General features: G+C 68.7%; 24 protein-coding genes and 1 pseudogene. 15 read left to right on the top strand and 10 right to left on the bottom strand.

Annotation, left to right across the window (positions count from 1 at the left end):
• Positions 1-22 precede the first annotated feature (22 nt).
• Positions 23-406: a YciI family protein gene (locus tag ABT313_RS05830; RefSeq protein WP_350849101.1), complete on the top strand. Its 384-nt coding sequence runs from the start codon at positions 23-25 to the stop codon at positions 404-406.
• A 677-nt stretch (positions 407-1,083) separates the two neighbouring features.
• Here the strand turns inward: ABT313_RS05830 and ABT313_RS05825 are convergent.
• Positions 1,084-2,079: an N-acetylglucosamine kinase gene (locus tag ABT313_RS05825; protein WP_350849099.1), complete on the bottom strand. Its 996-nt coding sequence runs from the start codon at positions 2,077-2,079 to the stop codon at positions 1,084-1,086.
• Between the two features lie 203 nt (positions 2,080-2,282).
• Between ABT313_RS05825 and ABT313_RS05820 the strand changes: the two genes are divergently transcribed.
• The 8 genes and pseudogenes from ABT313_RS05820 (at position 2,283) to ABT313_RS05785 (ending at position 8,291) form a co-directional block, all read left to right on the top strand.
• Entirely contained in the window at positions 2,283-3,074 is a 792-nt protein-coding gene (locus ABT313_RS05820) for a sugar isomerase domain-containing protein (protein ID WP_350849097.1), read from the top strand.
• 28 nt (positions 3,075-3,102) lie between these two features.
• Positions 3,103-4,446, top strand: coding sequence for an N-acetylglucosamine/diacetylchitobiose ABC transporter substrate-binding protein (ngcE, locus tag ABT313_RS05815; protein ID WP_350849095.1), 1,344 nt, complete (start codon positions 3,103-3,105; stop codon positions 4,444-4,446).
• Between the two features lie 25 nt (positions 4,447-4,471).
• Positions 4,472-4,726, top strand: a pseudogene (locus tag ABT313_RS05810) (ABC transporter substrate-binding protein); the annotation flags it as partial.
• A 187-nt stretch (positions 4,727-4,913) separates the two neighbouring features.
• Positions 4,914-5,129, top strand: a complete 216-nt coding sequence (locus tag ABT313_RS05805) for a hypothetical protein (protein ID WP_350849885.1) — start codon at positions 4,914-4,916, stop codon at positions 5,127-5,129.
• Positions 5,130-5,183: 54 nt separating this feature from the next.
• Complete coding sequence (locus tag ABT313_RS05800; RefSeq protein ID WP_350849883.1) at positions 5,184-5,585, top strand: hypothetical protein; 402 nt, start codon at positions 5,184-5,186, stop codon at positions 5,583-5,585.
• A gap of 60 nt (positions 5,586-5,645) precedes the next feature.
• Positions 5,646-6,701: a tryptophan--tRNA ligase gene (gene trpS, locus ABT313_RS05795; RefSeq protein WP_350849093.1), complete on the top strand. Its 1,056-nt coding sequence runs from the start codon at positions 5,646-5,648 to the stop codon at positions 6,699-6,701.
• A gap of 7 nt (positions 6,702-6,708) precedes the next feature.
• A complete protein-coding gene (locus ABT313_RS05790; protein WP_350849091.1) occupies positions 6,709-7,221 on the top strand; it encodes a 2'-5' RNA ligase family protein in 513 nt (170 codons plus the stop codon).
• A 29-nt stretch (positions 7,222-7,250) separates the two neighbouring features.
• The gene (locus ABT313_RS05785; protein WP_350849089.1) at positions 7,251-8,291 is read left to right on the top strand and encodes a YihY/virulence factor BrkB family protein; all 1,041 of its coding nucleotides are present in this window, start codon (positions 7,251-7,253) and stop codon (positions 8,289-8,291) included.
• On the opposite strand, the gene ABT313_RS05780 is transcribed toward ABT313_RS05785, so the two are convergent.
• The 7 genes from ABT313_RS05780 to ABT313_RS05750 all read right to left on the bottom strand — a co-directional run bounded on the left by ABT313_RS05780 (position 8,288) and on the right by ABT313_RS05750 (position 15,935).
• Positions 8,288-9,415: a D-alanyl-D-alanine carboxypeptidase family protein gene (locus ABT313_RS05780; protein ID WP_350849087.1), complete on the bottom strand. Its 1,128-nt coding sequence runs from the start codon at positions 9,413-9,415 to the stop codon at positions 8,288-8,290. The genes ABT313_RS05785 and ABT313_RS05780 overlap by 4 nt on opposite strands.
• A gap of 57 nt (positions 9,416-9,472) precedes the next feature.
• Entirely contained in the window at positions 9,473-10,417 is a 945-nt protein-coding gene (locus ABT313_RS05775; RefSeq protein WP_350849085.1) for a zinc metalloprotease, read from the bottom strand.
• Positions 10,418-10,882: 465 nt separating this feature from the next.
• Positions 10,883-11,602, bottom strand: a complete 720-nt coding sequence (locus ABT313_RS05770; RefSeq protein ID WP_350849082.1) for a FadR/GntR family transcriptional regulator — start codon at positions 11,600-11,602, stop codon at positions 10,883-10,885.
• A 174-nt stretch (positions 11,603-11,776) separates the two neighbouring features.
• Positions 11,777-12,553: a 3-oxoacyl-ACP reductase gene (locus ABT313_RS05765; RefSeq protein WP_350849080.1), complete on the bottom strand. Its 777-nt coding sequence runs from the start codon at positions 12,551-12,553 to the stop codon at positions 11,777-11,779.
• Position 12,554: 1 nt separating this feature from the next.
• The gene (locus tag ABT313_RS05760) at positions 12,555-13,901 is read right to left on the bottom strand and encodes an aldehyde dehydrogenase family protein (protein WP_350849078.1); all 1,347 of its coding nucleotides are present in this window, start codon (positions 13,899-13,901) and stop codon (positions 12,555-12,557) included.
• Positions 13,898-14,602: a gamma-glutamyl-gamma-aminobutyrate hydrolase family protein gene (locus ABT313_RS05755; RefSeq protein WP_350849076.1), complete on the bottom strand. Its 705-nt coding sequence runs from the start codon at positions 14,600-14,602 to the stop codon at positions 13,898-13,900. Before ABT313_RS05755 ends, ABT313_RS05760 begins: the two co-directional genes overlap by 4 nt.
• Positions 14,583-15,935 carry a glutamine synthetase family protein gene (locus ABT313_RS05750; protein WP_350849074.1) on the bottom strand — a complete coding sequence of 451 codons (1,353 nt, stop codon included), beginning with the start codon at positions 15,933-15,935 and terminating at the stop codon, positions 14,583-14,585. The genes ABT313_RS05755 and ABT313_RS05750 overlap by 20 nt, the downstream gene beginning before the upstream one ends.
• A 178-nt stretch (positions 15,936-16,113) precedes the next feature.
• Between ABT313_RS05750 and ABT313_RS05745 the strand changes: the two genes are divergently transcribed.
• The 3 genes from ABT313_RS05745 (at position 16,114) to ABT313_RS05735 (ending at position 20,835) form a co-directional block, all read left to right on the top strand.
• On the top strand, positions 16,114-17,616 hold the full coding sequence (locus ABT313_RS05745) for an amino acid permease (RefSeq protein WP_350849072.1): 1,503 nt from the start codon (positions 16,114-16,116) through the stop codon (positions 17,614-17,616).
• 225 nt (positions 17,617-17,841) lie between these two features.
• A complete protein-coding gene (locus ABT313_RS05740; protein ID WP_350849070.1) occupies positions 17,842-20,604 on the top strand; it encodes a helix-turn-helix transcriptional regulator in 2,763 nt (920 codons plus the stop codon).
• The gene (locus tag ABT313_RS05735; RefSeq protein WP_350849068.1) at positions 20,605-20,835 is read left to right on the top strand and encodes an SCO4848 family membrane protein; all 231 of its coding nucleotides are present in this window, start codon (positions 20,605-20,607) and stop codon (positions 20,833-20,835) included.
• Here the strand turns inward: ABT313_RS05735 and ABT313_RS05730 are convergent.
• Positions 20,807-21,601 carry a helix-turn-helix transcriptional regulator gene (locus tag ABT313_RS05730; protein ID WP_350849066.1) on the bottom strand — a complete coding sequence of 265 codons (795 nt, stop codon included), beginning with the start codon at positions 21,599-21,601 and terminating at the stop codon, positions 20,807-20,809. The two genes, ABT313_RS05735 and ABT313_RS05730, sit on opposite strands and share 29 nt — an antisense overlap.
• A 23-nt stretch (positions 21,602-21,624) precedes the next feature.
• Here ABT313_RS05730 and ABT313_RS05725 point away from each other — a divergent pair, with 23 nt between their 5' ends.
• A complete protein-coding gene (locus ABT313_RS05725) occupies positions 21,625-22,452 on the top strand; it encodes a M55 family metallopeptidase (RefSeq protein ID WP_350849064.1) in 828 nt (275 codons plus the stop codon).
• Here the strand turns inward: ABT313_RS05725 and ABT313_RS05720 are convergent.
• Positions 22,427-23,161: an alpha/beta fold hydrolase gene (locus ABT313_RS05720; protein ID WP_350849062.1), complete on the bottom strand. Its 735-nt coding sequence runs from the start codon at positions 23,159-23,161 to the stop codon at positions 22,427-22,429. The two genes, ABT313_RS05725 and ABT313_RS05720, sit on opposite strands and share 26 nt — an antisense overlap.
• Positions 23,162-23,215: 54 nt before the next feature.
• Here ABT313_RS05720 and ABT313_RS05715 point away from each other — a divergent pair, with 54 nt between their 5' ends.
• Together ABT313_RS05715 and ABT313_RS05710 are read left to right on the top strand one after the other, a co-directional pair.
• A complete protein-coding gene (locus tag ABT313_RS05715; protein ID WP_350849060.1) occupies positions 23,216-23,626 on the top strand; it encodes a MarR family winged helix-turn-helix transcriptional regulator in 411 nt (136 codons plus the stop codon).
• Positions 23,627-23,670: 44 nt separating this feature from the next.
• Positions 23,671-24,093: a DUF2000 family protein gene (locus tag ABT313_RS05710; RefSeq protein ID WP_350849058.1), complete on the top strand. Its 423-nt coding sequence runs from the start codon at positions 23,671-23,673 to the stop codon at positions 24,091-24,093.
• Positions 24,094-24,104: the final 11 nt, after the last annotated feature.

The following is a 24,104-nucleotide window of genomic DNA, read 5'->3' as shown; positions in this document are numbered from 1 at the left end:
GATCCCGAAAGGATGCCCGATCATGAAGTACCTGCTGCTGATTCACAGCAACCCGATCACCTGGGGCCACCCGTCGTTCCTCAACACCGAGGAAGGCAAGAAGCTCCCGAAGAAGGCGCGCGACGCCCTCGCCGACCAGCTCAACAACCTCCTCACGGAGATCCACGAGTCCGGCGAACTGATCAACGCCGTCCCGCTCGACCCACCGGCGAAGACCCGCGTGGTCCGGGTCCGCGAAGGCGTCCGGGCCACCACGGACGGCCCGTACTCCGAGGCGAAGGAGCAACTGGCCGGCGTCTTCCTCATCGACGTCAAAACCCCCGAACGAGCCGAGGAAATCGCCGCAACAATCCCCGAGTCGCAGTTCGTCGCGGTAGAAGTCCGCCCGGTCTCAGTCTTCGACTGACGTACTGCGGTCAGCCCCACGCGAGTGCACCGTGTGGGGCCGACCGGTCACCCCATCGCGGTGCTACGCGCGCCTCCTTCGTCGCCGTGCTACGCGCCGCCCCACCCACCCCCGGGCTCATCGCCCGTCCATCCCTCCCGGCTATCGCCGGGTTCTCCGGCTGTCGCCGGACTTGCGGGCTGCCGCCCGTACCCGTGCGCGCTGCCGCGCGTGCGACCGCCCGTGGTGGGCTGGTCCGTTGCTGCCCGAGGTGGCTGCGTTCAGCCGAACGCACGGCTCGTTCTTCACCGACCGCAAGACGAGTGGGCTTGGGGACGCAACGTCGCTGCCGGTACTGCTGTCTGCTGTGTGGTTTGCATGCGAGCGTGGTCCAGCCGCCACGACCCGGTCTGGCGAGACGACGAACATCCGGGCCGGCTGTAATCGAACGCGTGCGCGGGGTTCCGCGCTGACGCGGCCCGCCGGCCTCGGCACGCGTGTGCCGCGGTCGTTTGACGGATGCGGCCGGCGGAAACCAGCAGGCGGTCGCACGCGCGGCAGCGCGCACGGGTGCGGGCGGCAGCCCGCAGATCCCGGCGACAGCCGGAAAGGATGCTCCGGGCGATGAGCCCGGGGGAGGGCGGGGCGGCGCGTAGCACGGCGACGGAGGAGCCGCGCGTAGCACCGCGAGGGGATTTTCAGCTGACCAGGCGGGAGTGGTTTTTGTGGGTGGCTAGGGCGGGGTCCAGGGCGCCTAGGGCCAGCCAGGTGGCGCCGCCTACGCCGTCTCGGGCGGTGAGGACTTCGCCGGCGAAGTGTTGGCGGATTAGTTGGCCGACGGGGGAGGATTCGCCGGCGACGCTGCCGGCGAGGACCATCGGGCCTTCGTCCGAGGTGGTCTTCAGGCGGGCGACTGTTTCTGTGAGCAGTTCGGCTGCGCGTTTCACCAGGGCGCGCGCGGTTTGGTCGTCCTGGGTGTACGCCGCGATGACGGCCGGCGCGAGCTCGGCGAGCAGGACCGGCGGGCGGCTGTTGACCGTCCTCACCAGATCGTCGCGGAGTGCGTCGTACCCTTCACGGTGTGCAACGGATTGCTGGTCGCGATCAGGGAGGACCGTCTGTACGACGGTCTGCTCGAGCAGCCCCAGCGGCTCACGAAGGTCCAGAGCTTGGAGCACGCTGCGGACAGCCTCCCGGCCGAGCCAGAATCCGGACCCCTCGTCGCCGAGCAGCCAGCCGTGACCACCGACGGTGCGCACGAGCTGGTGATCGCGGACCAGCCCGACGTTGCTGCCGGTCCCCGCGATCAGCACGATTCCGCTGGGCTGCGGCGTACCTGAGGCGAACGCGACCTCGAGATCGCCGATGTAGTCGGGCGCCACGGTGAGGCCCGCGCCGGTCCAGGCGGCGTCGAACCGGGCTGCCACGTCGGGCCGCCCGAGGGCCGAGCCGCCGGCCATGCCGACCACGGCGGCCTTGACCTGGGATGCGTCCAGTCCGGCGAGGGCGGCGTGCAGCGCCTCGCCGAAGTTCGCCGCTGCGCTGGCGGGATGACTCGTCGGGTTTCCGCCCGCGGCTGCGCCGCGACCGACTACGTTGCCTTCGGGGTCCGCGATGACGATCCGGGTGGAGGTGCCACCGAGGTCACCGCCCAGGACCAGCGGTCCGGCCGGCAGGGGGCGTTCGACCGACATACGCAATGCTCCAAACTGCTCAAAAGAGCCTATTTACAAGCACAAAGAAATCACGCGACGGTCCCGATCCGGGGAGATCACTGGGATGAGCCTTGACTTTAGCTGCCAGTTGAGAAAAGTTCTGTCCAGCAAACCGCAAACTTGCGCACTTGTCGGCACCCGGAGTGTCGTAGCCAGCAGATTAGTCGAGGGGTGGGCCGCTGATGGCCAGCAGTAAGCACGGGGGATCCGGGGAATCGAGCGGCGTGAGCGCGCAGTCCTATGTGCACACGCTGACCCCGATCCTGGCCGCTGTGACCGAGCAGATCGACGGCCCGATCCAGCAGGCCGCCGACCTGATGACCGAGTCCCTGCGCGCCGACGGCGTGATCCAGGCGTTCGGCTCCGGGCACTCCGAGGCGCTCGCGATGGAGATCGCCGGTCGCGCCGGCGGCCTGATCGCGACCAACCGGATCGCGCTACGCGACCTCGTCCTGCTCGGCGGCGAACCGCGGGAGCTGCTGCGCAGCGCCGAGCTCGAGCGCGACCCGAAGTACTCCCGGAAGCTCTACGAGCTGTCCGCGGCCCGCGAGGGCGATCTGTTCATCATTGCCTCCAACTCCGGCGTGAACGGCTCGATCGTCGAGCTCGCGAGCGTGGTGAAGGAGAAGGGCCACCCGCTGATCGCGATCACCTCGCTGCAGCACACCGGGGGGATGGAGTCCCGGCACCCGTCCGGCAAGAAGCTGATCGACTTCGCGGACGTGGTGCTCGACAACCACGCGCCGTACGGCGACTCGGTGCTCGACCTGCCCGACGGCGGCGGCAAGGTCTGCGCGGTCTCGTCGATCACCGCCGCGCTGATCGCGCAGATGCTGGTGGCCGAGGTCTTGCGCCGGATGACCGATGCCGGCGAGACCCCGCCGGTCTACCTGTCCGCGAACATCCCCGGCGGCGACGAGCACAACCACGCTCTCGAGGCGCGCTACGCCGGCCGCATCCGCCGCACCGCCTGAAGCCACCCCGAAGTACTAGCCTGCCGGGGTGCTGACACGGCGGATGTTGCTGCAGGGGGCGCTGGCCGGTGCGGTCCTGAGTGGGTGCTCCTCGGGTCGGCCGGCCCCGGTCGTGTCGCCCGGGAACCCCTTCGACGTCGACGGGAACGCCGCGCTCGAGGTAGTGATCACCGAGGACTTCGGCGGGTTCGCGGCGGCGGCGTACCGGGACAAGCATGCGGGTGCCAGTGTGGCGCCGAAGGGCGCCGGGCAGTTGTCGGCGGAGCTGCTGCCCCGGTTCGCCGCGGGCAATCCGCCGGATGTGGTGCTGAGCACCGGCGACAACGAACTGGAGCTCGGCCGGCTGGTCAAGGACGGCCAGCTCACCGACCTGCAGCAGTTGCTCGAGGCGCCTTCCTGGGACAACCAGGCCGCCAAGGTCATGGACACGCTGCTGCCGAACCTGATCGACGCCGGCCGGTACGACGGGACGCAGCGCACGCTCAACTACATCGCGACCGTCTACGGGCTGTGGTATTCGGCCAGCCTCTTCCAGAGCAACGGCTGGGACGTGCCGCACACCTGGCCGGATTTACTTGCCCTGGGCACCGATATGAAGGCGGCCGGCCTCGGCCCGTTCATCTACGCCGGCGCGCATCCGTACTACGTCCTCGAGCTGGTCCTCACGCTGGCCGCCAAGACCGGCGGGGCGGACGTGCTGAAGCGGATCGACAACCTCGACGCCGGCGCCTGGAAGGACGAGAGCGTCACCCGGGCGATCATCGCCGTCGGCGAGCTGACCAAGCGCGGTCTGATGGCCCCCGGGAGCGTGCAGTACGACCATTTCAGATCGCAGGAGCGGTTCTTCCTGTCGAAGGCCGGGATGTTGCCGTGCGGGAGCTGGCTCGGGAACGAGATGAAGACGCTGGTGCCGCCGAACTTCGCGCTGACGATGTTCGCCGTACCGCCGCTGGATGCCTCGCCGGCGCTCGCGAGCGGACTGCATGTCGCCGCGACCGCGCCGTTCCTGGTGCCGGAGAAGGCGAAGAACAAGGCCGGCGGGCTCGAATACCTGCGTGCGCTGCTGTCCCAGGACGTCGCGGCGCAGGTGAGCTCGGAGTCCAATCAGCTCACGATCGTCCGCGGCGCGGCCGATGGCCTGGAGATGGGTACGGCGCTCCGCTCGGCCCGCGACCTGCTGACCGCAGCCGGCGATCAGGTCATCACCTGGTACTTCGACAGCTGGTACCCGGACTTCGCGAACGTGGCCGCCGCCGCGACCGGGCAGTTCCTGGCCGGCGGGCTGCAGCAGTCCGAGTGGACCGCGCGGATCCAGGCTGCCGCCGACAAGCTCAAGCAGGACAACGCGGTGACGAAGTACCACCGGGACTGACGACAAGCCGGAGGCCGCGGGTCCGGTGGCGACGACCGAGTGGTTCGGGGACAAGCCGGGCGCGCTGTTCCCCTGGGCGAAGGCGAAGCTCGGGGACGGCGCCGTACCGCAGGTGCTGAGCGATCAGGACGGGATCGAGTTCGAGAAGATCGCCGCGCTGCGGCCGGACCTGATCATCGGGCTGTACGCCGGGATCACGGCCTACGACTCCAAGAAGCTGACCGCGATCGCACCGACCGTGGCGCAGCCCGCCGGTGTACCGGACTACGGGGTGTCGTGGCAGGTCGTGGCGCGGACGGTCGGTCGGGCGGTGGGCAAGCCGTCGGAGGCGGACGAGCTGGACCCCCGGTCGCGGCTGCTGACCGACTTCGGGTTCTCGCTGCCGAGCGGGCTGGACGCCGCGATCGGGGACAAGTTCGGCGGCAACATCAGCGCCGAACGGGTCTCGATGCTCGACCAGCAGGCCCTTGGTCTGGTTCCCGACCAAGGGCGGTACGGACCCGCTCTACAAGAACCTCAAGGTCCGGACCGAGGGACGCGACGTGTTCGTCGAGGAGAACTACGACGACCAGCTGTACGGCGCGACCAGCTTCGTCTCCGTGCTGAGCCTGCCGATCGTCCTGACCGAGCTGGTCCCGAAGCTGGCGGCCGCCGTGGACGGCAACCCGGCTACGAACGGGTAATTCCTATCGCCGTCCGGCGCTGCTCGCCGTACTCTCTAGCTGAGGAGTGGCGACATGGCATGGCTCGGAGCAGCGGTTCTGTTCTTGATGCTCTGCGCCCTGCTCAACCTCCTGCTCCCGAACCCGCCGCCGGGCCGCTGGCGGCGCCGGCTGCAGCGTCTGACGGCGCGGGCCCACGGTCGTTTCCGTCGGCGTCCGGTTCCGCTGCCGGATCCGTTCGACACGCTCCGGCTGCAGACCAGGCTCGGCACGTTGTCCACCAAGATCCGCCGGGTGGAGTCCACGCCCCACGTGTACGCGAAGGCTCACCGGCTGATGGCGCTCGAGGCGGCGTACGACGACCTCCTGGACGAGGCCTGCCGCCTGGCCGGCGTACCCGACCCCGACTCCAACCACCCCGAAGAGAAGCGCTGGCAGGAAGAACAAGAGCTGGCAAGCCGAGGCTGGAGCTGGTAGCCGGGGGTCCTTACCTGCCCGGGTGTGGCGGTGACTCAGCGCGCTGGCAGAATCGACCCTATGTCCCAAGCTGCGTCTGACCCCTCCGCAGCCGGTTCCCAGCGGCGCCCTCGGGTGCTTTCCGGGATCCAGCCGACGGCGGACTCCTTCCACTTCGGCAACTACCTCGGCGCGGTGCGGCAGTGGGTGGCTCTGCAGGAGGACCACGAGGCGTTCTACTGCGTCGTCGACCTGCACGCGATCACCGTGGAGTACGAGCCGAAGGCACTCCGCGAGCGCACCCGCCGGTCGGCGGCACAGCTGCTCGCGGCCGGTATCGACCCGGAGCGGTCCACCCTGTTCGTCCAGTCGCAGGTCCCCGAGCACGCGCAGCTGAGCTGGGTGCTCGGCTGTATCACGGGCTTCGGCGAGGCCAGCCGGATGACGCAGTTCAAGGACAAGTCCGCCAAGGGCGGCGCCGACCGCGCCACCGTTGGCCTGTTCACGTACCCGATCCTGCAGGCCGCGGACATCCTGATCTACCAGGCCGACCGCGTCCCGGTCGGTGAGGACCAGCGCCAGCACCTCGAGCTGACCCGCGACCTGGCCCAGCGGTTCAACCACCGTTTCGGCAAGACGTTCCGGCTGCCCGAGCCGTACATCGTCAAGGAGACCGCGAAGATCTCCGACCTGCAGGACCCGGCGGCGAAGATGAGCAAGTCCAGCTCGTCCCCGGCCGGCATCATCGACCTGCTCGACGACCCGAAGGTCAGCGCGAAGAAGATCCGCTCCGCGGTCACCGACTCCGGCCGGGACGTGATCTTCGACCAGGAGAACAAGCCCGGCGTGGCGAACCTGCTGACGATCTACTCGGCGCTCACCGGCCGCAAGATCAGCGAGCTCGAGGACGAGTACGCCGGCCGCGGGTACGGCGACTTCAAGAAGGACCTGGCCGACGTCGTGGTCGAGTTCGTCACGCCGTTCCGGGAGAAGACGCTGGCCTACCTGGACGACAAGGCCCAGCTGGACGCGATCCTGGCGGCCGGCGCCGAGCGGGCCCGTGCGGTCACCGAGCCGACCCTGGCCCGGGTCTACGACCGGCTCGGGTTCGTCGCCGGCCCGCCGCAGGGCCGGTAGGCGCCCGATGACGACTATCGGTGTCGCGATCCCGATCGCGGAGCCGTACGGCTCGGAGCTGCAGAAGTTCCGGGCCGAGTTCGGCGATCCGATGGCCGCGTCGATCCCGACCCACGTCACGCTGCTGCCGCCGACCGAGATCGAGGCGGCGGACCTCGACGTGATCGACGCGCACCTGCTCGAGGTCGCGGCCCGGTTCCCGAGGTTCCGGATCCGGCTGCGCGGTACGGCGACGTTCCGGCCGATCTCGCCGGTGGTGTTCGTACCGCTGGCCGAGGGCATCTCGTCGTGCGAGGTCCTGCAGTCGCAGGTGCGGTCCGGTCCGCTGCAGGTCGACCTGCGGTTCCCGTACCACCCGCACGTCACGGTCGCGCACGACCTCGACAAGGACGCCCTCGACCGCGCGTACGACGCCCTGGCGGAGTACGACTGCGCCTTCGACGTCGAGTACTTCAGCCGTTACGAACACGGTGCCGACGGCGTGTGGCGGCCGCAGCGGTCGTTCCCGCTGGCAGGCTGAGCTCCGCACTCTTCGGGTACAGGAGTCTCATGGGGACGATCAAGCGCGTCTGGGCGCGATTCAGCCAGACACAGTTGTGGCGGGCCTGGCAGCGGTACGGCAACCAGCGCGGTAACCGGCTGGCCGGCGCGACCAGCTTCTTCGGGTTCCTGTCGCTGTTCCCCTTGATCGTGCTGGCGGCGGCGATCATCGGACCGCTGCTCGGCGACGACGCGATCGAGACGCTGAAGAAGTCCCTGGAACAGAACCTGCCGGGGGTCGGCAACAACATCGACATCGACGCGCTGATCGCCCACGCGGGCACGATCGGGCTGATCTCCGGAATCGGTCTGCTGCTCACGGGCCTGGGCTGGATCGACGCGATGCGGGCCTCGATCCGGCTGATGCACGAGCTCGACGACCAGCCGGGGAACGCGGTCCAGCAGAAGCTCGCCGACCTCGGTGCGCTGATCGGCCTCGGGCTGATCGGGCTGATCGCTACCGGTGCCTCGTCGGTCCTCACCGGCCTGTCCAAGCGGATCGTCGACGCGAGCAACCTGGACGGCACCTGGCTGGCCGACTGGGGTCTCCAGCTGATCAGCATCGTGATCGGCATCGCCGCCGGGGCGCTCCTGTTCGGATACCTGCTGACGGCGCTGCCGCGGATCGTGCTGCCGCCGAAGGTCCTGCTGATCGGCGCGCTGGCCGGCGGCATCGTGTTCTACCTGGCCCAGCGGCTCGGCAACCTGTACGTGAGCCACGTGATCGGCGCGAATGCGGCGTACGGCGCGCTGGCGTTGCCGCTGGCGCTGCTGGTGTGGATCTACCTGATGACCCGGGTGATCATGCTGGTCGCGGCGTGGACGAAGGAAGCGACCGTCGTCGTACCTGAGGCCGCTGCCGAGCCGGAGGTCGTCGAGGAAGAGGAAGAGCCGCTGCTGCTCGGTCCGCCCGGCAAGCGGTACAAGGTGGTTCCGATTCCGGAGCGGAAGGCCGACACGGTCGCGGTGGCGGCCGGTGCGGTGATCGGCGCGACACTCACCACGGTGGCGGTCCAGTTCGTCCGGGCGGTTCGCTCGGTACGTCGTTAGTGCCGGCGCCGGCGGAGTGTGCGCGGCCGGCGCAGGAAGAGGCCGAGGAGCAGGACGGGCGGTCCGGCGTACGCCCAGACCGGGACCCGGAAGGCCAGGGACTGGACGGCCTGACCGGGGCTCAGGACGGTCCGGCTGCGCTGCGGCCGCGCGGTGCCCGAGGCGGGCTTGTCGGCCGGCTTGCCTTGCGTCGTGGTCTTCGGCGGAGCCTGTTCCTTGACCAGCGTGCCGACCGGCTTGAGCTTGCCGTAGTTGGTGAATGTCCAGGTCAGCAGGTTGCTGGCGTCCTCGGTGATGCCGTGCGGTGCGTTCATCATCGTGACGACCAGCGTGTGGCCGTTGCGCCGGGCGGCGCCGACGAACGTGTTCCGGGCCAGCGTCGTGTAGCCGGTCTTGACGCCGAGCGCGCCGTCGTAGTTGAACAGCAGCTTGTTCTGGTTCGCGACCTGGTACGTGCCCTTGTTGCCGGCGTTCGGGAAGTTCGTGTACTTCGTCGATGCGTACTTCGCGAAGTCCTGCCGGGCCAGCCCCGCCTGTGCGAACAGGGCCAGGTCGTACGCGCTGGAGTACTGCCCGTCGGCGTCCAGGCCGGTCGGGTCGGTCACGTGCGTGTCGAGCGCGCCGATCTCCTTGGCCTTCGCGTTCATCCGCTCGATGGTCGCGGGGATGCCGCCCTGGTCATGGGCGCAGAGCGCGTGGACGGCGTCGTTCCCGGAGGCCAGGAACATGCCCTGGAAGAGCAGGTCGACGGTGTAGTGCAGGCCCGGGTACACGCCGACCTTGCTGCCGATGATCCCGGCGTCGGCGTCCGAACCGATCACCGGATCGGTCTTCTTCAGCCTCGGCAGCAGGACCAGGGCGGTCAGCGTCTTGAGCGTGCTGGCCGGGCGGAGCTTCGCGTGCGGGGCCTTCGCCGCCAGCACCTGACCGGTGTCGAGATCGGCCACGACGTACGCCGACGCCTGGACAGCCGGCGGTGCCGCCCCGTCGGCGATCACCGTCGGCTTCGCCGTCAGCAGGACGCCGCCGACCGGGCCTTGTGGGCCCTGATCGGCGGCGGTCGCTGTCAGAGGTCCGGCAACCGCCAGTGCGGTGGTCGCGCAGGCCGTCAGAAGCAAACGCATCGCGGGCACTCTAGTTGCCCGACGGTGCAGATGTCACAGTCGGGTCTCTGTCCTTGATCAGGCGCGGTAGGCCGTCCACATGTTGCTCATGCGGGTTGACTGGCCGGGCGTGAACTGGTTGTAGCAGGAGTCGTAGGAGTAATCCATGTAGTTGTGGATCGGGTCCAGCCCGGACAGCGAGCAGGAGTCCCGGCCGGTCGGGCAGCCGCTGGAGGGGCTGCTCTGGGCTGGCGTGTCGGCCACCGAGTCATTCGTGCTCGTGCAGCCGCCCTGGAACGTGTGGTAGAGCCCGAACCAGTGGCCGGCCTCGTGGGACGCGGTCTTGCCGAGGTTGTAGTTGGTCGCCGAGCCGCCGGGCAGCGAGCTGTACTGCACCCGGATACCGTCGATGCTCGGGTTGCTCGCGTAGTCCCACGGGAACGTCGCGATGCCGAGGTACGAGAAGTCGACCAGCCAGATGTTCAGGGCGTTCTTACCACCCATGCGCGTTTGTGACCGGTACTGCGTGCTCTGGCGGTCCTGGTGCCAGTTGTTGTTCTTGAACCGGTCGGTGCCGGCCAGGTAGAACGTGAAGCCGGTGTTCGCGGCCTGCGACGACTCCTGACCCGCGTAGTCCTGGTTCAGCTCGGCGATCTGCTGGTTGATCTGGGTCGAGGTGACGTCGCCGGCGCCGGAGGTGCTGAGCATGACGTGCACGTACACCGGCACGCTGGCCGCGGCGAGTTTGCCGGCCGTCGGCGCGAGTCCACGGGCCTGCTTGGCCTTCAGGATCGCCGCCGTCTTGGCGTCGATGGACTTCTGCTCGGCCGCCGACAGTTCGCGGTGGTCGGCACCGAAGCCGCCACGTGCGGCGGCTCCGTCCTCCGGCGTGAAACAGGCCGGGTTCCCGGTCTGGTTGGCAGGCAACTGAGCTGTCGCCTGCCCCGCCAGCGGGCTGAATGCAAGCGCCGTACCAGCCAACAGAACGGCCAAGGCGCGGGGACGGGTAACGAAAGATCGCATAGCGGTCCTCCAGAATCGGGCCGCTTGGGCGGTGCGGCCGAATCCGCCGATTTTCCCCACCACCCCGCCAACTGCCAACCCATTCCCTGACCCCCCAGTGCCACGGCACCACAGCGCCGACGGGGGCGGCGGATCACGATGCCAACCGCGAGCAGTTGACCCGGCCCGCTCGCCGAGTCGTGGAGAGTGGTTGAGAAAATCTGCCGGGATCCACGACTCGGCGTTCGGGATCGGAGCCGTTCGCCACGACTCGGCGAAGTTGTGGATGATGCAGGCCAGCCTGAGATGGAAATCCTGGTATGGCCGTCGGGCTCGCGTCGCACAGCCAAACCTCCGGCTGACCGGCGAAGGCAGCCACCACTCCAAATCTCGCTTGAAGACCTGCCTGGGACTTCTCTCTTCTTCTGTTCTTTCCTCAACCTTTCCTTACAAGCCACCACGGGACATCTGCCGGTCCCGGGGTGCTTACTCCAGGAAGGCTCGGAGGAGGGCTTCGGTGCCGGCTAGGTGTTCTTGCATCGCCTGGCGGGCGGCGTTCGGGTGGCCGGTGAGGATTGCGTGGACGATCGCTGCGTGTTGTTCGTTGGAGTGGTGGATGTTGCGTTCGAGGAGGGGGATTGCGTCGAGGAGTTCGTTCAGGCGCATGCGGACGTCGGCCATCGCGGACGTGAGTGACGGGGAGCCGGTTACCTCGGCGATCGCGAGGTGGAGGCGGGAGTCGAGGCGGCGGTAGTCGGCTAGCCGGGCGGCCGACGTGTCGGCGAGACAACGCTCGAGATGGTCGCGTTCGGCGTCGCTCAGGGCGCGGGTCGCGGCGGCCTCCGCGGCGCCGGTCTCCAGCACGAGCCGCAGCGTGAGGGCGTCGTCGAGGCTGTCGGCGAGGTCGCGGGCGAGCCGTCTGGCCGACGTACGACGGGGTTTCGGCAACTGCTCGTTGACGAAGGTGCCGCCGTACCGGCCGCGGCGGGACTCGACGTACCCGGCCTCGGTGAGCGCGTGGATCGCCTCCCGGAGCGTGACCCGGCTGACGTTCAGCCGGGCCGCGAGCTCGCGCTCCGGCGGCAACCGGTCGCCGGGCACGACGACGCCGAGCTTGATTGCCTGCAGCAACCGCTCGACCGTCTCCTCGAACGGGTTCCCGGCCCGGACCGGCCGGAACACCGCCTCGTCTGCCTGAACGACCATGCCCCCAGACTAGTGCCCCGCGTCAGAGGTTCTTCGGCGCTTGCGGCGCCCAGGCACGCACCTCGCGGCACCGGAGGAACAGCCACGATGGAAAAGCATCGAGGCTGCCCCTCCGGCACCACGATGCACGCACCTGGACACCGCAATCACTCGAACAACCTCCGACGCGGGGCACTAGACGGGCGTCACATAGGCGCCGGAGATCCCGCCGTCGACGAGGAACGTGTTGGCGGTGATGAACGACGAGTCGTCGCTGGCCAGGAAGGCGACCGCGGCGGCGATCTCGTCGGGTTCGCCGAAGCGGCCCATCGGGACGTGGACGAGCCGGCGCTGGGCCCGCTCGGGGTCCTTGGCGAACAGCTCGGTGAGCAGCGGCGTGTTCACCGGGCCCGGGCAGAGCGCGTTCACCCGGATCCCCTGCCGGGCGAACTCCACGCCGAGCTCACGGCTCATCGCGAGCACGCCGCCCTTCGACGCGGAGTACGAGATCTGCGAGGTGGCGGCGCCCATCACCGCGACGAACGAGGCGGTGTTGATGATCGAGCCCTTGCCCTGCCGTTGCATATAAGGGATCGCGGCCTTGCAGCACAGGTACACCGAGGTCAGGTTGACCTCCTGGACCTTGCGCCACGCCTCCAGACCGGTGTCCAGGATCGACGCGTCGTCGGGCGGCGAGATCCCCGCGTTGTTGAACGCGATGTCGACGCTTCCGTAGGTGTCGAAGGCCTGCTTGAACAGGTTCTCGACGGCGGCGGCATCGGTGACGTCGGTCGCGACGAACAGCCCGCCGACCTCGTCTGCGGCGGCCTTGCCCGCGGACGGATCGAGGTCGCCGATCACGACGTGTGCGCCCTCCGCGGCGAGCCGCCGTACCGTGGCCAGGCCGATCCCGCTCGCCCCGCCGGTCACGACTGCGACCCGGCCTTCCAACCGGTGAGCGTTGACGTCCATATCAGTCCTCCGTGGAAATGAAGATGTTCTTGGTCTCGGTGAACGCGTTCAGCGCGTCCGGTCCGAGCTCCCGGCCGAGGCCGGACTGCTTGTAGCCGCCGAACGGCGTCGAGTACCGCACCGACGAGTTCGAGTTGATCGAGAGGTTGCCGGCCTCGACGCCGCGTCCGACCCGGATCGCACGCCCGACATCGCGGGTCCAGATCGAGCCGGACAGCCCGTACTCGCTGTCGTTCGCGATCCGCAGCGCGTCGGCCTCGTCCTCGAACGGAATCACCGCGACGACCGGCCCGAAGATCTCCTCCTTGATCGCGCGGTCGGCAGCAGGCGCGAGCACCGTCGGCGGGAACCAGAACCCGGGCCCGCTCGGCGCGGTCCCCTGGAACGCCGGGTTCTCGACGTACGACGCGACCTGGTCTCGTTGCCCGGCAGAGATCAGCGGACCCATCTCCGTCGCCGGATCACCCGGATCACCGACCTTGAAGTTCTTCACCGCGGGCTCGAGCAGTTCCATGAAGCGGTCGTACGCCGTCCGCTCGACCAGGATCCGCGACCGCGCGCAACAGTCCTGCCCCGCGTTGTCGAACACGCCGTACGGCGCCTGTGCGGCCGCCTTCTCCAGATCCGCGTCCGCGAAGACGACGTTCGCGGACTTGCCGCCGAGCTCGAGCGTCACCCGCTTCACCTGGTCGGCGCACCCGGCCATGATCTGCTTGCCGACCGTGGTCGACCCGGTGAAGACGATCTTGCGGACGGCCGGGTGGGTGACGAACCGCTGCCCGACCGTCTTCCCGGGCCCGGGAACGACCTCGAACACGCCCGGCGGCAGGCCCGCTTCGAGAGCGAGCTCGCCGAGGCGGATCGCGGTCAGCGGGGTGAGCTCGGCCGGCTTGAGTACGACGGTGTTGCCGGCGGCAAGCGCCGGCGCGAAACCCCAGCCGGCAATGGGCATCGGGAAGTTCCACGGGACGATCACGCCGACCACGCCGAGCGGCTCCTGGAAGGTCACATCGATGCCGCCGGCAACGGGAATCTGCTTGCCGAACAGGCGTTCCGGCGCGGCCGCGTAGTACGTCAGGACGTCGCGGACGTTGCCCGCCTCCCAGCGGGCGTTGCCGATCGTGTGGCCGGCGTTCTCGACCTCCAGCGCGGCCAGGTTCTCCAGATCCGCGTCGACTGCGTCGGCGAACCTGCGCAGCAGCCTGCCGCGATCGGCCGGGGTCACATCCCGCCAGGTCTCGAAAGCCTTTGCGGCACGAGCGATCGCCGCATCCACTTCCGCCTCACCGGCGAGCTCTATGGTCCGGATCACCTTCTCGGTGGCCGGATTGACTACGTCGTACGTCATTGCGTGCTCCTGATCAGCGCGGTGAACAGCCGCAGGTCTTCGGGGGTCTCTTCCGGGTGCCACTGCACGCCGAGTGCGAAGTCGTGGCCGTCCACCTCGGCCGCCTCGATCGTCCCGTCACCGGAGCGCGCGGTGACCCTCAAGCCGGGTGCGACGACATCGAGCGCCTGATGGTGGTAGCAGCTTCCGGTCGCGCGGTCGCCGAGGATCCGGCCGGCCAGCGAGTCGGGCTCGACCTTGATCTCGGTGCTCGCGAAGACGCCCGGACCGCCCCGGTGGTCGTCGCCGGCGATGACGTCGGGCAGGTGCTGGTGAAGCGTGCCGCCCAGCGTGACATTGAGCATCTGCAAACCCCGGCAGACGGCCAGCAGCGGCAGGTCCCGCTCCAGCGCACCGTGGATCAGCACCCGTTCGTGCTCGTCACGCCCGGGCCGCGTGTCGACGGTCTCGGGGTGCGCATCCTCGCCGTACGCCGCCGGGTCGACATCGCAGCCGCCGGACACGACCAGCCCGTCGAGGACGTCGAGGACCGTGACATCGGTCCCGACCGGCGGCAACAGGATCGGCGTACCGCCCGCAGCGGCGACGGCGTCGAGGTAGACCCGCGGCAGGATGGCCGCCTCGCGCTGCCAGATCCCCCAGGTGGTCGGCTCGAGGTACGTCGTGATGCCGATGCGCGGCCTAGAGTCGTTCGAAACCACGGACCCGCTCCCAGTCGGTGACGGCGGCGTCGTACGCGTCGAGCTCGACCCGCGCCGCGTTGGTGTAGTGGTCGACCATCTCGTCGCCGAACGCCTCGCGCGCCAGCTTCGAGCCGGTGAACAGGGCCGCGGCCTCGCGCAGGGTGGACGGCACGTGGTCCTTGTCGGACTCGTACGCGTTGCCTTCGAGTAGGGGCTCGAGCTCCAGCTCGTTCTCGATGCCGTGCAGGCCGGAGGCGATGATCGCGGCGACCGCGAGGTACGGATTCACGTCGCCGCCGGGGAGACGGTTCTCGACCCGGAGCGAGTCACCGTGGCCGACCACGCGGAGCGAGCAGGTGCGGTTGTCGAGACCCCACGCGACCGCCGTCGGGGCGAAGCTGCCGCGGACGAATCGCTTGTAGGAGTTGATGTTCGGCGCCAGCAGGTAGGTGAACTCCGACAGGCAGGCGAGCTGTCCGGCGATGTAATGCTCCATCAGCCGCGAGAAGCCGTGGTCGCGATCACCGGCGAGGACGGGATCGCCGTCGGTCGAGCGGAAGCTCAGGTGGATGTGGCAGGAGTTGCCTTCGCGTTCGTCGTACTTCGCCATGAACGTGAGGCTCTTGCCGTGCTTGGCGGCGATCTCCTTCGCACCGGTCTTGTAGATCGAGTGGTTGTCGCAGGTGGTGAGCGCTTCGTCGTACCGGAAGGCGATCTCGTGCTGGCCGAGGCTGCACTCGCCCTTCGCGGACTCGACGTACAGGCCTGCGCCGGTCATGCCGTTGCGGATGTCGCGCAGCAGTGGCTCGATCCGGGAAGTGCCGACGAGGGAGTAGTCGACGTTGTACTGGTTCGCGGGAGTGAGGCCGGCGTAGCCCTTGTTCCAGGCGGTTTCGAACGTGTCGTCGAAGACGATGAACTCGAGCTCGGTCCCGACGTACGCCACGAGGTTCTTCTCCGCCAGCCGGTCGAGCTGCTTGCGCAGCACCTGCCGCGGCGAGGCGACGACAGGCTGACCGTCGAGCCACTGCACGTCGCACAGCACCATCGCCGTACCTTCGAGCCACGGGACCAGCCGGAGTGTGTCCAGGTCGGGCGCCATCACCATGTCGCCGTACCCACGTTCCCACGAGGACATCGCGTAGCCGTCCACGGTGTTCATGTCCACGTCGACGGCCAGCAGGTAGTTGCACCCTTCGGTCCCGTGCTTCAGCACCTCCTCCAGGAAGTACCGAGCGCCGCACCGCTTGCCCTGCAAGCGCCCCTGCATATCGGTGATCGCGACCAGCACCGTGTCGACCTCACCGGCCTCGACCAGCCCGCGCAGCTCCTCCACACCCAACACGGCCACTCCCGGAGTCTATTGGTCTATCTCCAGTCCATTGACTCAATGCTAACCGGAGCTGTCAACGCCGGGCGCCGCTGTATCGCCCGACTGCTTGACACTCGCCGGACCGGGTGCCTCAATTGCGTAAAGGTCTGGGGGAAGACCATTGAGGCGCTGTGTCTGGCTGGGTCTAGGAGGCTCAATGACTGACGACGAGGATCGCCTGCATCAACTGGGTTACGCACAGGAGCTGAACCGGACGATGTCCGGGTTCTCGAACTTCGCGGTGTCGTTCACGATCATCTCGATCCTGTCCGGCTGCCTGACGCTGTACGGGTTCGGGATGAACACCGGCGGCCCGGTGATGATCGTCTGGGGCTGGCCGATCGTCGGGCTGATGACGCTGTTCGTCGGCCTCGCGATGGCGGAGGTGTGCTCCAGCTACCCGACCGCCGGCGGTCTGTACTACTGGTCCGCGAAACTCGCGCCGTCGAACGGCGCGGCCTGGTCCTGGTTCACCGGGTGGTTCAACTTCCTCGGCCAGGTCGCGGTGACGGCCGGCATCGACTTCGGCGCGGCCTTCTTCCTGAACGCGTTCCTCGATCTGCAGTTCGGGTTCAGTGCGACACCGGGCCACACGATCCTGCTGTTCGGGCTGATCCTGCTGCTGCACGGCCTGCTGAACTCGTTCGGGGTGAAGCTGGTCGCCCGGCTGAACGACATCAGCGTCTGGTGGCACATCGTCGGCGTGCTGTTCATCGTCGGCGCGCTGGTCTTCGTGCCGGACAAGCACCAGTCCGCGTCGTTCGTGTTCGGCCACTTCGTGAACAACACCGGCTGGGGTTCGACCTTCTACGTCGCGCTGCTCGGCCTGCTGCTGGCGCAGTACACCTTCACCGGGTACGACGCCTCGGCGCACATGACCGAGGAGACGCACGACGCGGCACGCTCCGGGCCGCGTGGAATCGTGATGTCGATCCTCGTGTCGTTGGCGGCCGGCTGGGTGCTGCTGATCGGCCTGACCTTCGCGATCCAGAACTACGACGGCGCGCTGCACAGCTCCACCGGGGTGCCGCCGGCGCAGATCTTCATCGACGCGGTCGGTGCGGTGACCGGCAAGATCCTGTTGCTGGTCGTGATCGGGGCGCAGCTGTTCTGCGGGATGTCGTCGGTGACGGCGAACTCGCGGATGATCTACGCGTTCTCCCGCGACGGCGCGCTGCCGGGCTCGAAGTTCTGGCACAAGATCAACCACCGCACCCGGACGCCTACCAACGCGATCTGGCTCGCCGCGGCCGGTGCGTTCGTCCTCGGCCTGCCGTACCTGTGGAACGCGACGGCGTACGCCGCCGTCACGTCGATCGCGGTGATCGGCCTCTACATCGCTTATGTCCTGCCCACGCTGCTTCGGCTCCTCCAGGGAGACCGCTTCCAGCCGGGTCCGTGGAACCTCGGCCGTTGGAGCCGGCCGATCGGCATCGTGGCGATCGTGTGGGTCGCGTTCATCACGGTCCTGTTCATGCTGCCGCAGGTCAGCCCGGTCACCGGTAGCACGTTCAACTACACGCCGATCGCGGTCCTGGTCGTGCTCGGCTTCGCGGCGGCGTACTGGTTCCTGTCCGCCCGCACCTGGTTCACCGGCCCCAAGGTCCAAGGCAGCGAGGAAGAACTGGCCGCCATCGAACGAGATCTCGAGTCCATCTAGTCCTGCTTTCAACCGCCTGTCGCGCAAGATCGCGGCAGGCGGTTGAACTTTGTCTACAAGCGCAGACCATCCGGTGCCGGGGCACGATCGTGCCGTTCTGACTGCTCGGATCTGGGCAAGAGTCGGTGACAGGATGGTGACCATCAACTTTCCGCATGTGACACTTGCCGTGTCGAACGGTCGTTTCCTGTGATAATCAACGAGGGGAATCCTTCGGGGAGCTAGATGACTGACGACGAACTGGTCGGGCGAGCAGGACTGGTTGAGCGTGCTACCAAGCAGCTCGAGACCAGCGGCAGTGTGCTGCTGTACGGTCCGACCGGTATCGGCAAGTCAGCTCTCGGCCGTGCCCTGGTCGCGGACCGCGGCCGAAAGGGCTGCCGGATTCTCAGCGCGGCCCCGTCCAACTCCGAGGCCGGCCTCCCGTACGTCACGCTCCTCGACCTGCTGTCCAACCAGCTCGAGTTCGCCTGGCAGGTGCTGCCGGACCACCTCCGCCAGCCGCTGGAGGTCGCGCTCCTGAAGGCGAGCGCGCCCGACACGGTGCGGGACGAGCTCGCCGTACGTCTCGCCGTACTGCACGTGCTTCGCCGGCTGGCCACGACCGGGCCGGTGCTCCTGGTCGTGGACGACATCCAGTGGGTGGACCCGTCCAGCCTTGAGGTGCTCACGTTCTGCGCGCGCCGGCTGTCCGAAGGAGTGCATCTGCTCGCGACCGAGCAGGTGGCCGACGGCGATCTGCCGATCATGGTCGACGCGTGCCCGGAGCCCGTGCTGCAGCTCGAGGTCCCGCCGTTGACCGAGCCGGACGTCCTCGCGCTGCTCCGCCAGCGCCTGTCGAGCCCGCTCCCGGTCCGCACCGCCCGCCGCATCTTCACCGCGAGCGCCGGCAACCCGTTCATGGCCCTCGAGCTCGGCCGCGCCGTACTGCGGCATCCGAAGAGCGTCTCGCCCAACGACCCGCTCCCCGTGTCGAGTCGCCTCAAGACGCTGCTCGGCGACCGCCTGTCCACGCTCGAGCCTGCCGCGCACGAGCTGCTCCTGCACGCCGCGTCGTCGCCGCGCCCGACTACCACCCAGCTCGCCCGGTCCCTCGACCGGCCGATCGAGGCCGACCTGGCCGAGGCCGAATCCCTCGGCCTGATCGACATCTCGGCCGAGCGGCTGCGCTTTACCCACCCGTTGCTCCGCGAGTTCGTGTACGCCGAGGCGACGTCGGCCGCCCGTCGTCAGGCGCACGCCCAGCTCGCCGCCGTGGTCGACGAGCCCGTCGAGAACGCGACCCACCGCGCTCTGGCCACCCAGGAGGCCGACCCGGAGCTGGCCGCCGCGATCGAAGAGGCCGCCACCGTCGCGGCCGGCCGTGGCGCGCCCGGTGCCGCCGCGACCCTGTGGCGGTTGAGCGCGGAGCGTACGCCGATCACGCGGCCGGACGACCGCGCCCGCCGTCTGACCCGGGCCTCCGACGACGCTGCAGCCGCTGGTCATCTGGCCGAGTCGGCCGACATGGCGCAGTTCGCCGTACAGGCCGCGACGAAGCCGGAGACGAAGGTGCCGGCGCTGTTGCTGAGCGCGGACGCGGTCTGGCCGGAGCGCGACCGCCGGGTCGAGCTGCTTGCGGAGGCCTTCGCCGCGGCGCAGGGCGACAAGCGGCTCGAGGCGCGGGTGCGGATCGAGCGCAGCCACAGTCATTACTTCGACCGCAGTCTGGACGACGCGCAGGAGGACGCCCGAGTCGCCGAGGCGCTGGCGCGTGAGGCTGGTGACACCGAGGCGATCGTCGACGCGCTGAGCGCCGCGAGCTCGGTGTTGTTCGCGCGTGATGCCGAGGAGTCCGCGGACGCCGTGCTCGAGCAGGCCGCCGAGTTGGCGAAGGGGCTGCCGCTCACCAAGACCGTGGTGAACGCGCTGCAGATGGCTGCGATGCGGGAGCTGTTCCGCGGGCGGACGGACGAGGCGATCGCCCGGATCACCGCGCTGGTCGACGACGTCCGCGACCACGGGGCGATGCGCTGGCTGGCGTCTGCGCTGATCTCGGCGACCGCGATCTACGAACGCAGCGGGCGCGGCGCGGACGCGCTGGCGGCCGGGCACGAGTGCTACCAGCTGATGCAGGACATCGGTGACGAGGCCGAGGTCGGCATGGTCATCGCCAGCCGCGCCGAGTGGGTCGGCGGTTCGGCGACCATGGGCCGGCAGCTCGCCGAGGCCGCGCTGGAAGGCGTGCGCCTGGTCGGGAACGACGAGTGGACCGGCCCGGCGCTCGCGAGCATCGGGCTGATGGCCGTGCTGACCGGCGATCCGCAGCGGGCAGTCGAGTCCTTCGACGCGATCGCGGAGTCGGGCGAGGCCGCGATGCCGTACGACCCGGCCGTGATCCCGTGGCACGCGGACTACGCGGAGGCGCTGGTCGCGGCCGGCCGGCTGGACGACGCGGCCGCACTGATCGCCGAGATCCGGACCCGCGCCGAGAACCTCGACCGTGAAGTGATCATGATCGGCCTGGCCCGCTCCGAGGCCCTGCTGATCGCCAAGCAGGGCGACCCGGCCGCGGCCCTGGACCTGCTGGAGAAGACGATCAGTACGGCGGGCGACCGGGTCTACCCGCTCGACCTCGCCCGCTGCGAGCTCACCCGCGGCCGGGTCGCCCGGCAGGCTCGTCGCCGCTCGGTCGCGCGGACCGCTTTTCTGGACGCGATCGAGCAGTTCGAGGCGTACGGCGCTCCCGCCTGGCGCGAGGTGGCCGAGACCGAGCTGGCCCGCCTCGACGTACCGAGCCGGAGCCGGCAGCCGTCGGAGCTGACGGACAACGAGCAGCAGATCGTCTCGATGGTCCGCGACGGCTCGACGAACCGCGAGATCGCCGCGGCGCTGTACCTGTCGGTGAAGGCGGTCGAGTCCCAGCTGACCCGCCTGTACCGGCGCTTCGGGGTCGCCAACCGCACCCAGCTGCTCCGGACGGTGGACCGCCCTGGTCACAATGGCTAGGTGAAACTCGAACGGAAACATGCGTTGGTCCTGCTCGCGATCGCGGCCTGGAACGTCATCACCTATCTGCGGTTCATCAAGGCGCTGATCGACACCGAGGGTCGCCCGACCGGGTACTACGTGGCGCACACGATCCTGGTCATCGTGAACCTGCTGATCGCCGTAATGCTCGGCACCTGGGGTGTGCGCGCGTACAAGGCGGCTAAGGCTTCACAAAGCTCGCCGGTGTGACACCGAGCAGTTTCCGGAAGTGCCGGTTGAGATGTGACTGGTCGTAGAACCCGGCCAGCGTCGCCACCTCGGCGGCCGGATGCCCGTCGAGCAGGTACCGCCGGGCGAGATCGACCCGCCTGCCGGTGAGGTACCGGTGCGGCGGCATGCCGTACTCGCGGCTGAACGCCCGCACCAGATGCGCCGGATGCGCATGGACCACCTTGGCCGCGTCCTCCAGCGTGATCCCGTCGGTCACCTTCGAGTCCAGCAGTTCACGCAGCTTGGCGGCCACGCCGGAGTCGGAGCGATCCGGTGGAGCGACCACGCTGCGCAGTAGGTGCTGCGACAGCCGTTCCTCGATCAGCGTCAGCCGGCTCTGCGCCTCCAGATCCTCCTTGCCGTCACGGAGCACTCCGTGCAGTTGATGGATCCGATGCCTGAGCAGCGGGTCGACGTACTCCGGTTGATCGACGGCCGCGCCGATCAGATGGTCGCCGCCGAGCCGATCAGGCGCCAGATACAGGACCCGCTTCCGGAACCCCTGCGGCAGGACCGACCGCCCGTCGTGCGGTACATGCGGCGGCAACAGCGAGACCTGCGCCTGGGCCAGACCGTGCTCCCGGTGGTCCAGGTCGTACCGGACCGCGCCTTCGTCGACGATCAGCACCGTCCACGCATCGTGGGTGTGCGTCGGGTACGCATGCGACGGGAAATGGGCATGCAACACCTCGACGACCCCGGCCAGCCCAGGCCGCCACGCCCGGACCACGGCGCCGCTGCTCATAGTCAGAACATACGCTTCTGGGCGTGAAGGTTTATGTCAGTGCGGATATGGAAGGCATCACCGGGCTGGTTGACGCGGAGGACGTGCAGCCGCCGGGGCGGGACTACGAACGTAGCCGGGTGATGATGACGGAGGACGTGAACGCGGCCATCCGTGGTGCGTACGCCGCCGGCGCGACCGCCGTGCTGGTCAACGACGCGCACGGCCCGATGCGCAATCTGCTCCCGGACCTTCTCGATCCGCGCGCCCGCCTGATCAAGGGTCGTCCGAAGCCGATGGGCATGATCGAGGGCCTGTCGCCTGAGTACGACGCCGTGCTGTGCATCGGCTTCCACGCTCGCGCCGGTGTGCTCGGCGTACTGAGCCACAGCTTCATGGGGCACGAGATCGAGGACATCTGGCTCGACGACCGCCCGACCGGCGAGATCGGCCTGCTGCACGCGGCGGCAGCGGCGTACGGCGTACCCGTTGCTCTGCTGACCGGTGACGACGCTGCCTGCGACGAGACGAAGGCGTGGGACCCGACGGTCGCCACCGTCCCGGTCAAGTTCGCCAAGGACCGCTTCGCGGCTCAACTGGTCCCGGTTGCCGAGGCGCGCGAGGCCATCGAGACCACCGCGACGCAGGCTCTGGCCAACCTGCCGGCACCGTCCGACGACCACGCAGGCCACCGCCTGACGGTCCGCTGGCAGTCGGCGTCCGTTGCTCTGCACCTGGCCGCCATCCCGGGCGTCGAGCGACACGACGACCGCACGGTGACCGTCCAAGGCGACATGATCCAGCTCTACCGCCTCTTCAACCTGTTCCTGCGCGTCTGCACAGCCGTCACCTCGAACCCGCCGTACTGCTGAGGACCTTCAGGAGGAGGTCGGGGCTCTCCAGCTGGGGGAGGTGGCCGGTGTTCTCGAGGAGTTCGAAGGTGGCGCCGGGGATGGCATCGGCGTAAGCGCGGCCGTAGGTGGGATCACCGATGCGGTCGCTGTCGCCCCAGATGACCGTGGTCGGGATGGTGATCGCGGCCAGGCGGGCCTCGAGCGTGGGGTCCTCCATCGTTGCGGCATAGACGGCCAGGGCCGCTCGGTTGCCGGCTAGTTGAGCCTGGGCTTCCGGGGGCAAGGCGCTCGGATCGATGCGGAAGGCGTCGGGGTTGTAGTAGCTGAGATCAGCCAGTTCGGGGAACGTCAACGAGAAGAAGTCGGCGACCGGATGGCCGGGGACCTGCAGGCCGACGCCGTCGACGATCACCAGCTCGGTGACCCGGGGCGAGTCGAGCAGGGCGAGCTCGGCCGCGATCCAGCCGCCGATCGAGTTGCCGATCACCAGCACGTTCTCGAGCCCGAGCCGGTCGAGCAGGCCGGCGTACGCCGCGGCAAGTCCGGCGATCGTGGTGAGGTCGTCGGGCCGCGGGGTCCCGCCGAAGCCGGGATGGGTGGGTACGACGACGTGGGCGGGCAGCTCGGCCGCCAGGCGGACGCCGAAGGGCGCGACGGTCTGCGGACCGCCACCCCCGTGAAGTAACAGGACTGGCCGGCCGCTGCCGTGCTCCTCGAAGATCTGCATATAAGGAACCTTAGATCAGTATCCTTATATAAACAACCTGCTATTGTGACCGCCGTGGAGCCTTCCGTGCAGGACATCGGGATCGCGGTCAAGCGGTTGCAGTGGCGTCATCACACCGAGGCGAGCAAGCGGCTCGCCGAGCTCGACGTCTCGCTGCCGCAATGGGACGTGCTCCGCCGGCTGCACGAGGCCCCGGACGCGTCGCTCCACGACCTCGCCCAGCGCACGTTCCAGACCGATCAGTCGATGGGCTCGCTGGCCACCCGGATGATCGCCCGCGGCCTGATCGAGCGCGTCGATGGCCGCGGCCGCGCCGTACGCCACGCGCTGACCCCGGAGGGCGAGCGCATCCGCCGAGCCGGCGGCAAGATCCTCGAGTCCGTCCTCACCGAGTCGCTCAGCCCGTTGAGTGCGGCCGAGCGGGCGACCCTGCACAAACTGCTGACGAAGGCCGGAGAGGCTTAAAACCTACAAGACCGTCGGCGCGGTCGCGGGTGAGGATCGGTTCTGTGGATGAGCCGATCAGATTTGATACGAAGATCGCCGTGCTGTTGCGCGACGATCTGGCGGTGTGGCAGCGGTTGAACGTGACCGCGTTCCTGGTCAGCGGGATCGCGGCGACGCACCCGGAGGTCGTGGGTGAGCCCTACGAAGATGCCGACGGGACCGGCTACCTGCCGATGTTCCGGCAGCCGGTGCTGGTGTTCGAGGGCAGCAAGGAGTTCATGGCGACGGCCCACGAGCGCGCGCTCCGCCGCGAGATCGAGCACACGGTCTTCACCCAGGATTTGTTTGCCACAGGCAATGACCGCGACAATCGCGCGGCGGTGAAGGCGGTGTCGACCGCTGATCTCGACCTGGTCGGGATAGCCTGCTACGGGCCGAAGAACGCGGTCGACAAGGTGCTCAAGGGCGCCGCCATGCACCACTGAGATACCGCACA

The organism is Kribbella sp. NPDC000426, from assembly GCF_040300265.1.
In the GTDB taxonomy this organism is placed as follows: Bacteria; Actinomycetota; Actinomycetes; order Propionibacteriales; family Kribbellaceae; genus Kribbella.
Note: the sequence above shows the minus strand (reverse complement) of the source record. Positions and strands in the feature narration are given on the sequence as shown.

Bases quoted from the DNA above. Each gene is read 5' to 3' on its own strand.
- ABT313_RS05790 (WP_350849091.1), top strand. From the start codon at position 6,709: ATGACGACTATCGGTGTCGCGATCCCGATCGCGGAGCCGTACGGCTCG.
- ABT313_RS05770 (WP_350849082.1), bottom strand. From the start codon at position 11,602: ATGGTCGTTCAGGCAGACGAGGCGGTGTTCCGGCCGGTCCGGGCCGGG.
- ABT313_RS05730 (WP_350849066.1), bottom strand. From the start codon at position 21,601: ATGAGCAGCGGCGCCGTGGTCCGGGCGTGGCGGCCTGGGCTGGCCGGG.
- ABT313_RS05780 (WP_350849087.1), bottom strand. From the start codon at position 9,415: ATGCGTTTGCTTCTGACGGCCTGCGCGACCACCGCACTGGCGGTTGCC.
- ABT313_RS05760 (WP_350849078.1), bottom strand. From the start codon at position 13,901: ATGACGTACGACGTAGTCAATCCGGCCACCGAGAAGGTGATCCGGACC.
- trpS (WP_350849093.1), top strand. From the start codon at position 5,646: ATGTCCCAAGCTGCGTCTGACCCCTCCGCAGCCGGTTCCCAGCGGCGC.
- ABT313_RS05820 (WP_350849097.1), top strand. From the start codon at position 2,283: ATGGCCAGCAGTAAGCACGGGGGATCCGGGGAATCGAGCGGCGTGAGC.
- ABT313_RS05765 (WP_350849080.1), bottom strand. From the start codon at position 12,553: ATGGACGTCAACGCTCACCGGTTGGAAGGCCGGGTCGCAGTCGTGACC.
- ABT313_RS05825 (WP_350849099.1), bottom strand. From the start codon at position 2,079: ATGTCGGTCGAACGCCCCCTGCCGGCCGGACCGCTGGTCCTGGGCGGT.
- ABT313_RS05785 (WP_350849089.1), top strand. From the start codon at position 7,251: ATGGGGACGATCAAGCGCGTCTGGGCGCGATTCAGCCAGACACAGTTG.
- ABT313_RS05720 (WP_350849062.1), bottom strand. From the start codon at position 23,161: ATGCAGATCTTCGAGGAGCACGGCAGCGGCCGGCCAGTCCTGTTACTT.
- ABT313_RS05740 (WP_350849070.1), top strand. From the start codon at position 17,842: ATGACTGACGACGAACTGGTCGGGCGAGCAGGACTGGTTGAGCGTGCT.
- ABT313_RS05775 (WP_350849085.1), bottom strand. From the start codon at position 10,417: ATGCGATCTTTCGTTACCCGTCCCCGCGCCTTGGCCGTTCTGTTGGCT.
- ABT313_RS05800 (WP_350849883.1), top strand. From the start codon at position 5,184: ATGGCATGGCTCGGAGCAGCGGTTCTGTTCTTGATGCTCTGCGCCCTG.
- ABT313_RS05830 (WP_350849101.1), top strand. From the start codon at position 23: ATGAAGTACCTGCTGCTGATTCACAGCAACCCGATCACCTGGGGCCAC.
- ABT313_RS05745 (WP_350849072.1), top strand. From the start codon at position 16,114: ATGACTGACGACGAGGATCGCCTGCATCAACTGGGTTACGCACAGGAG.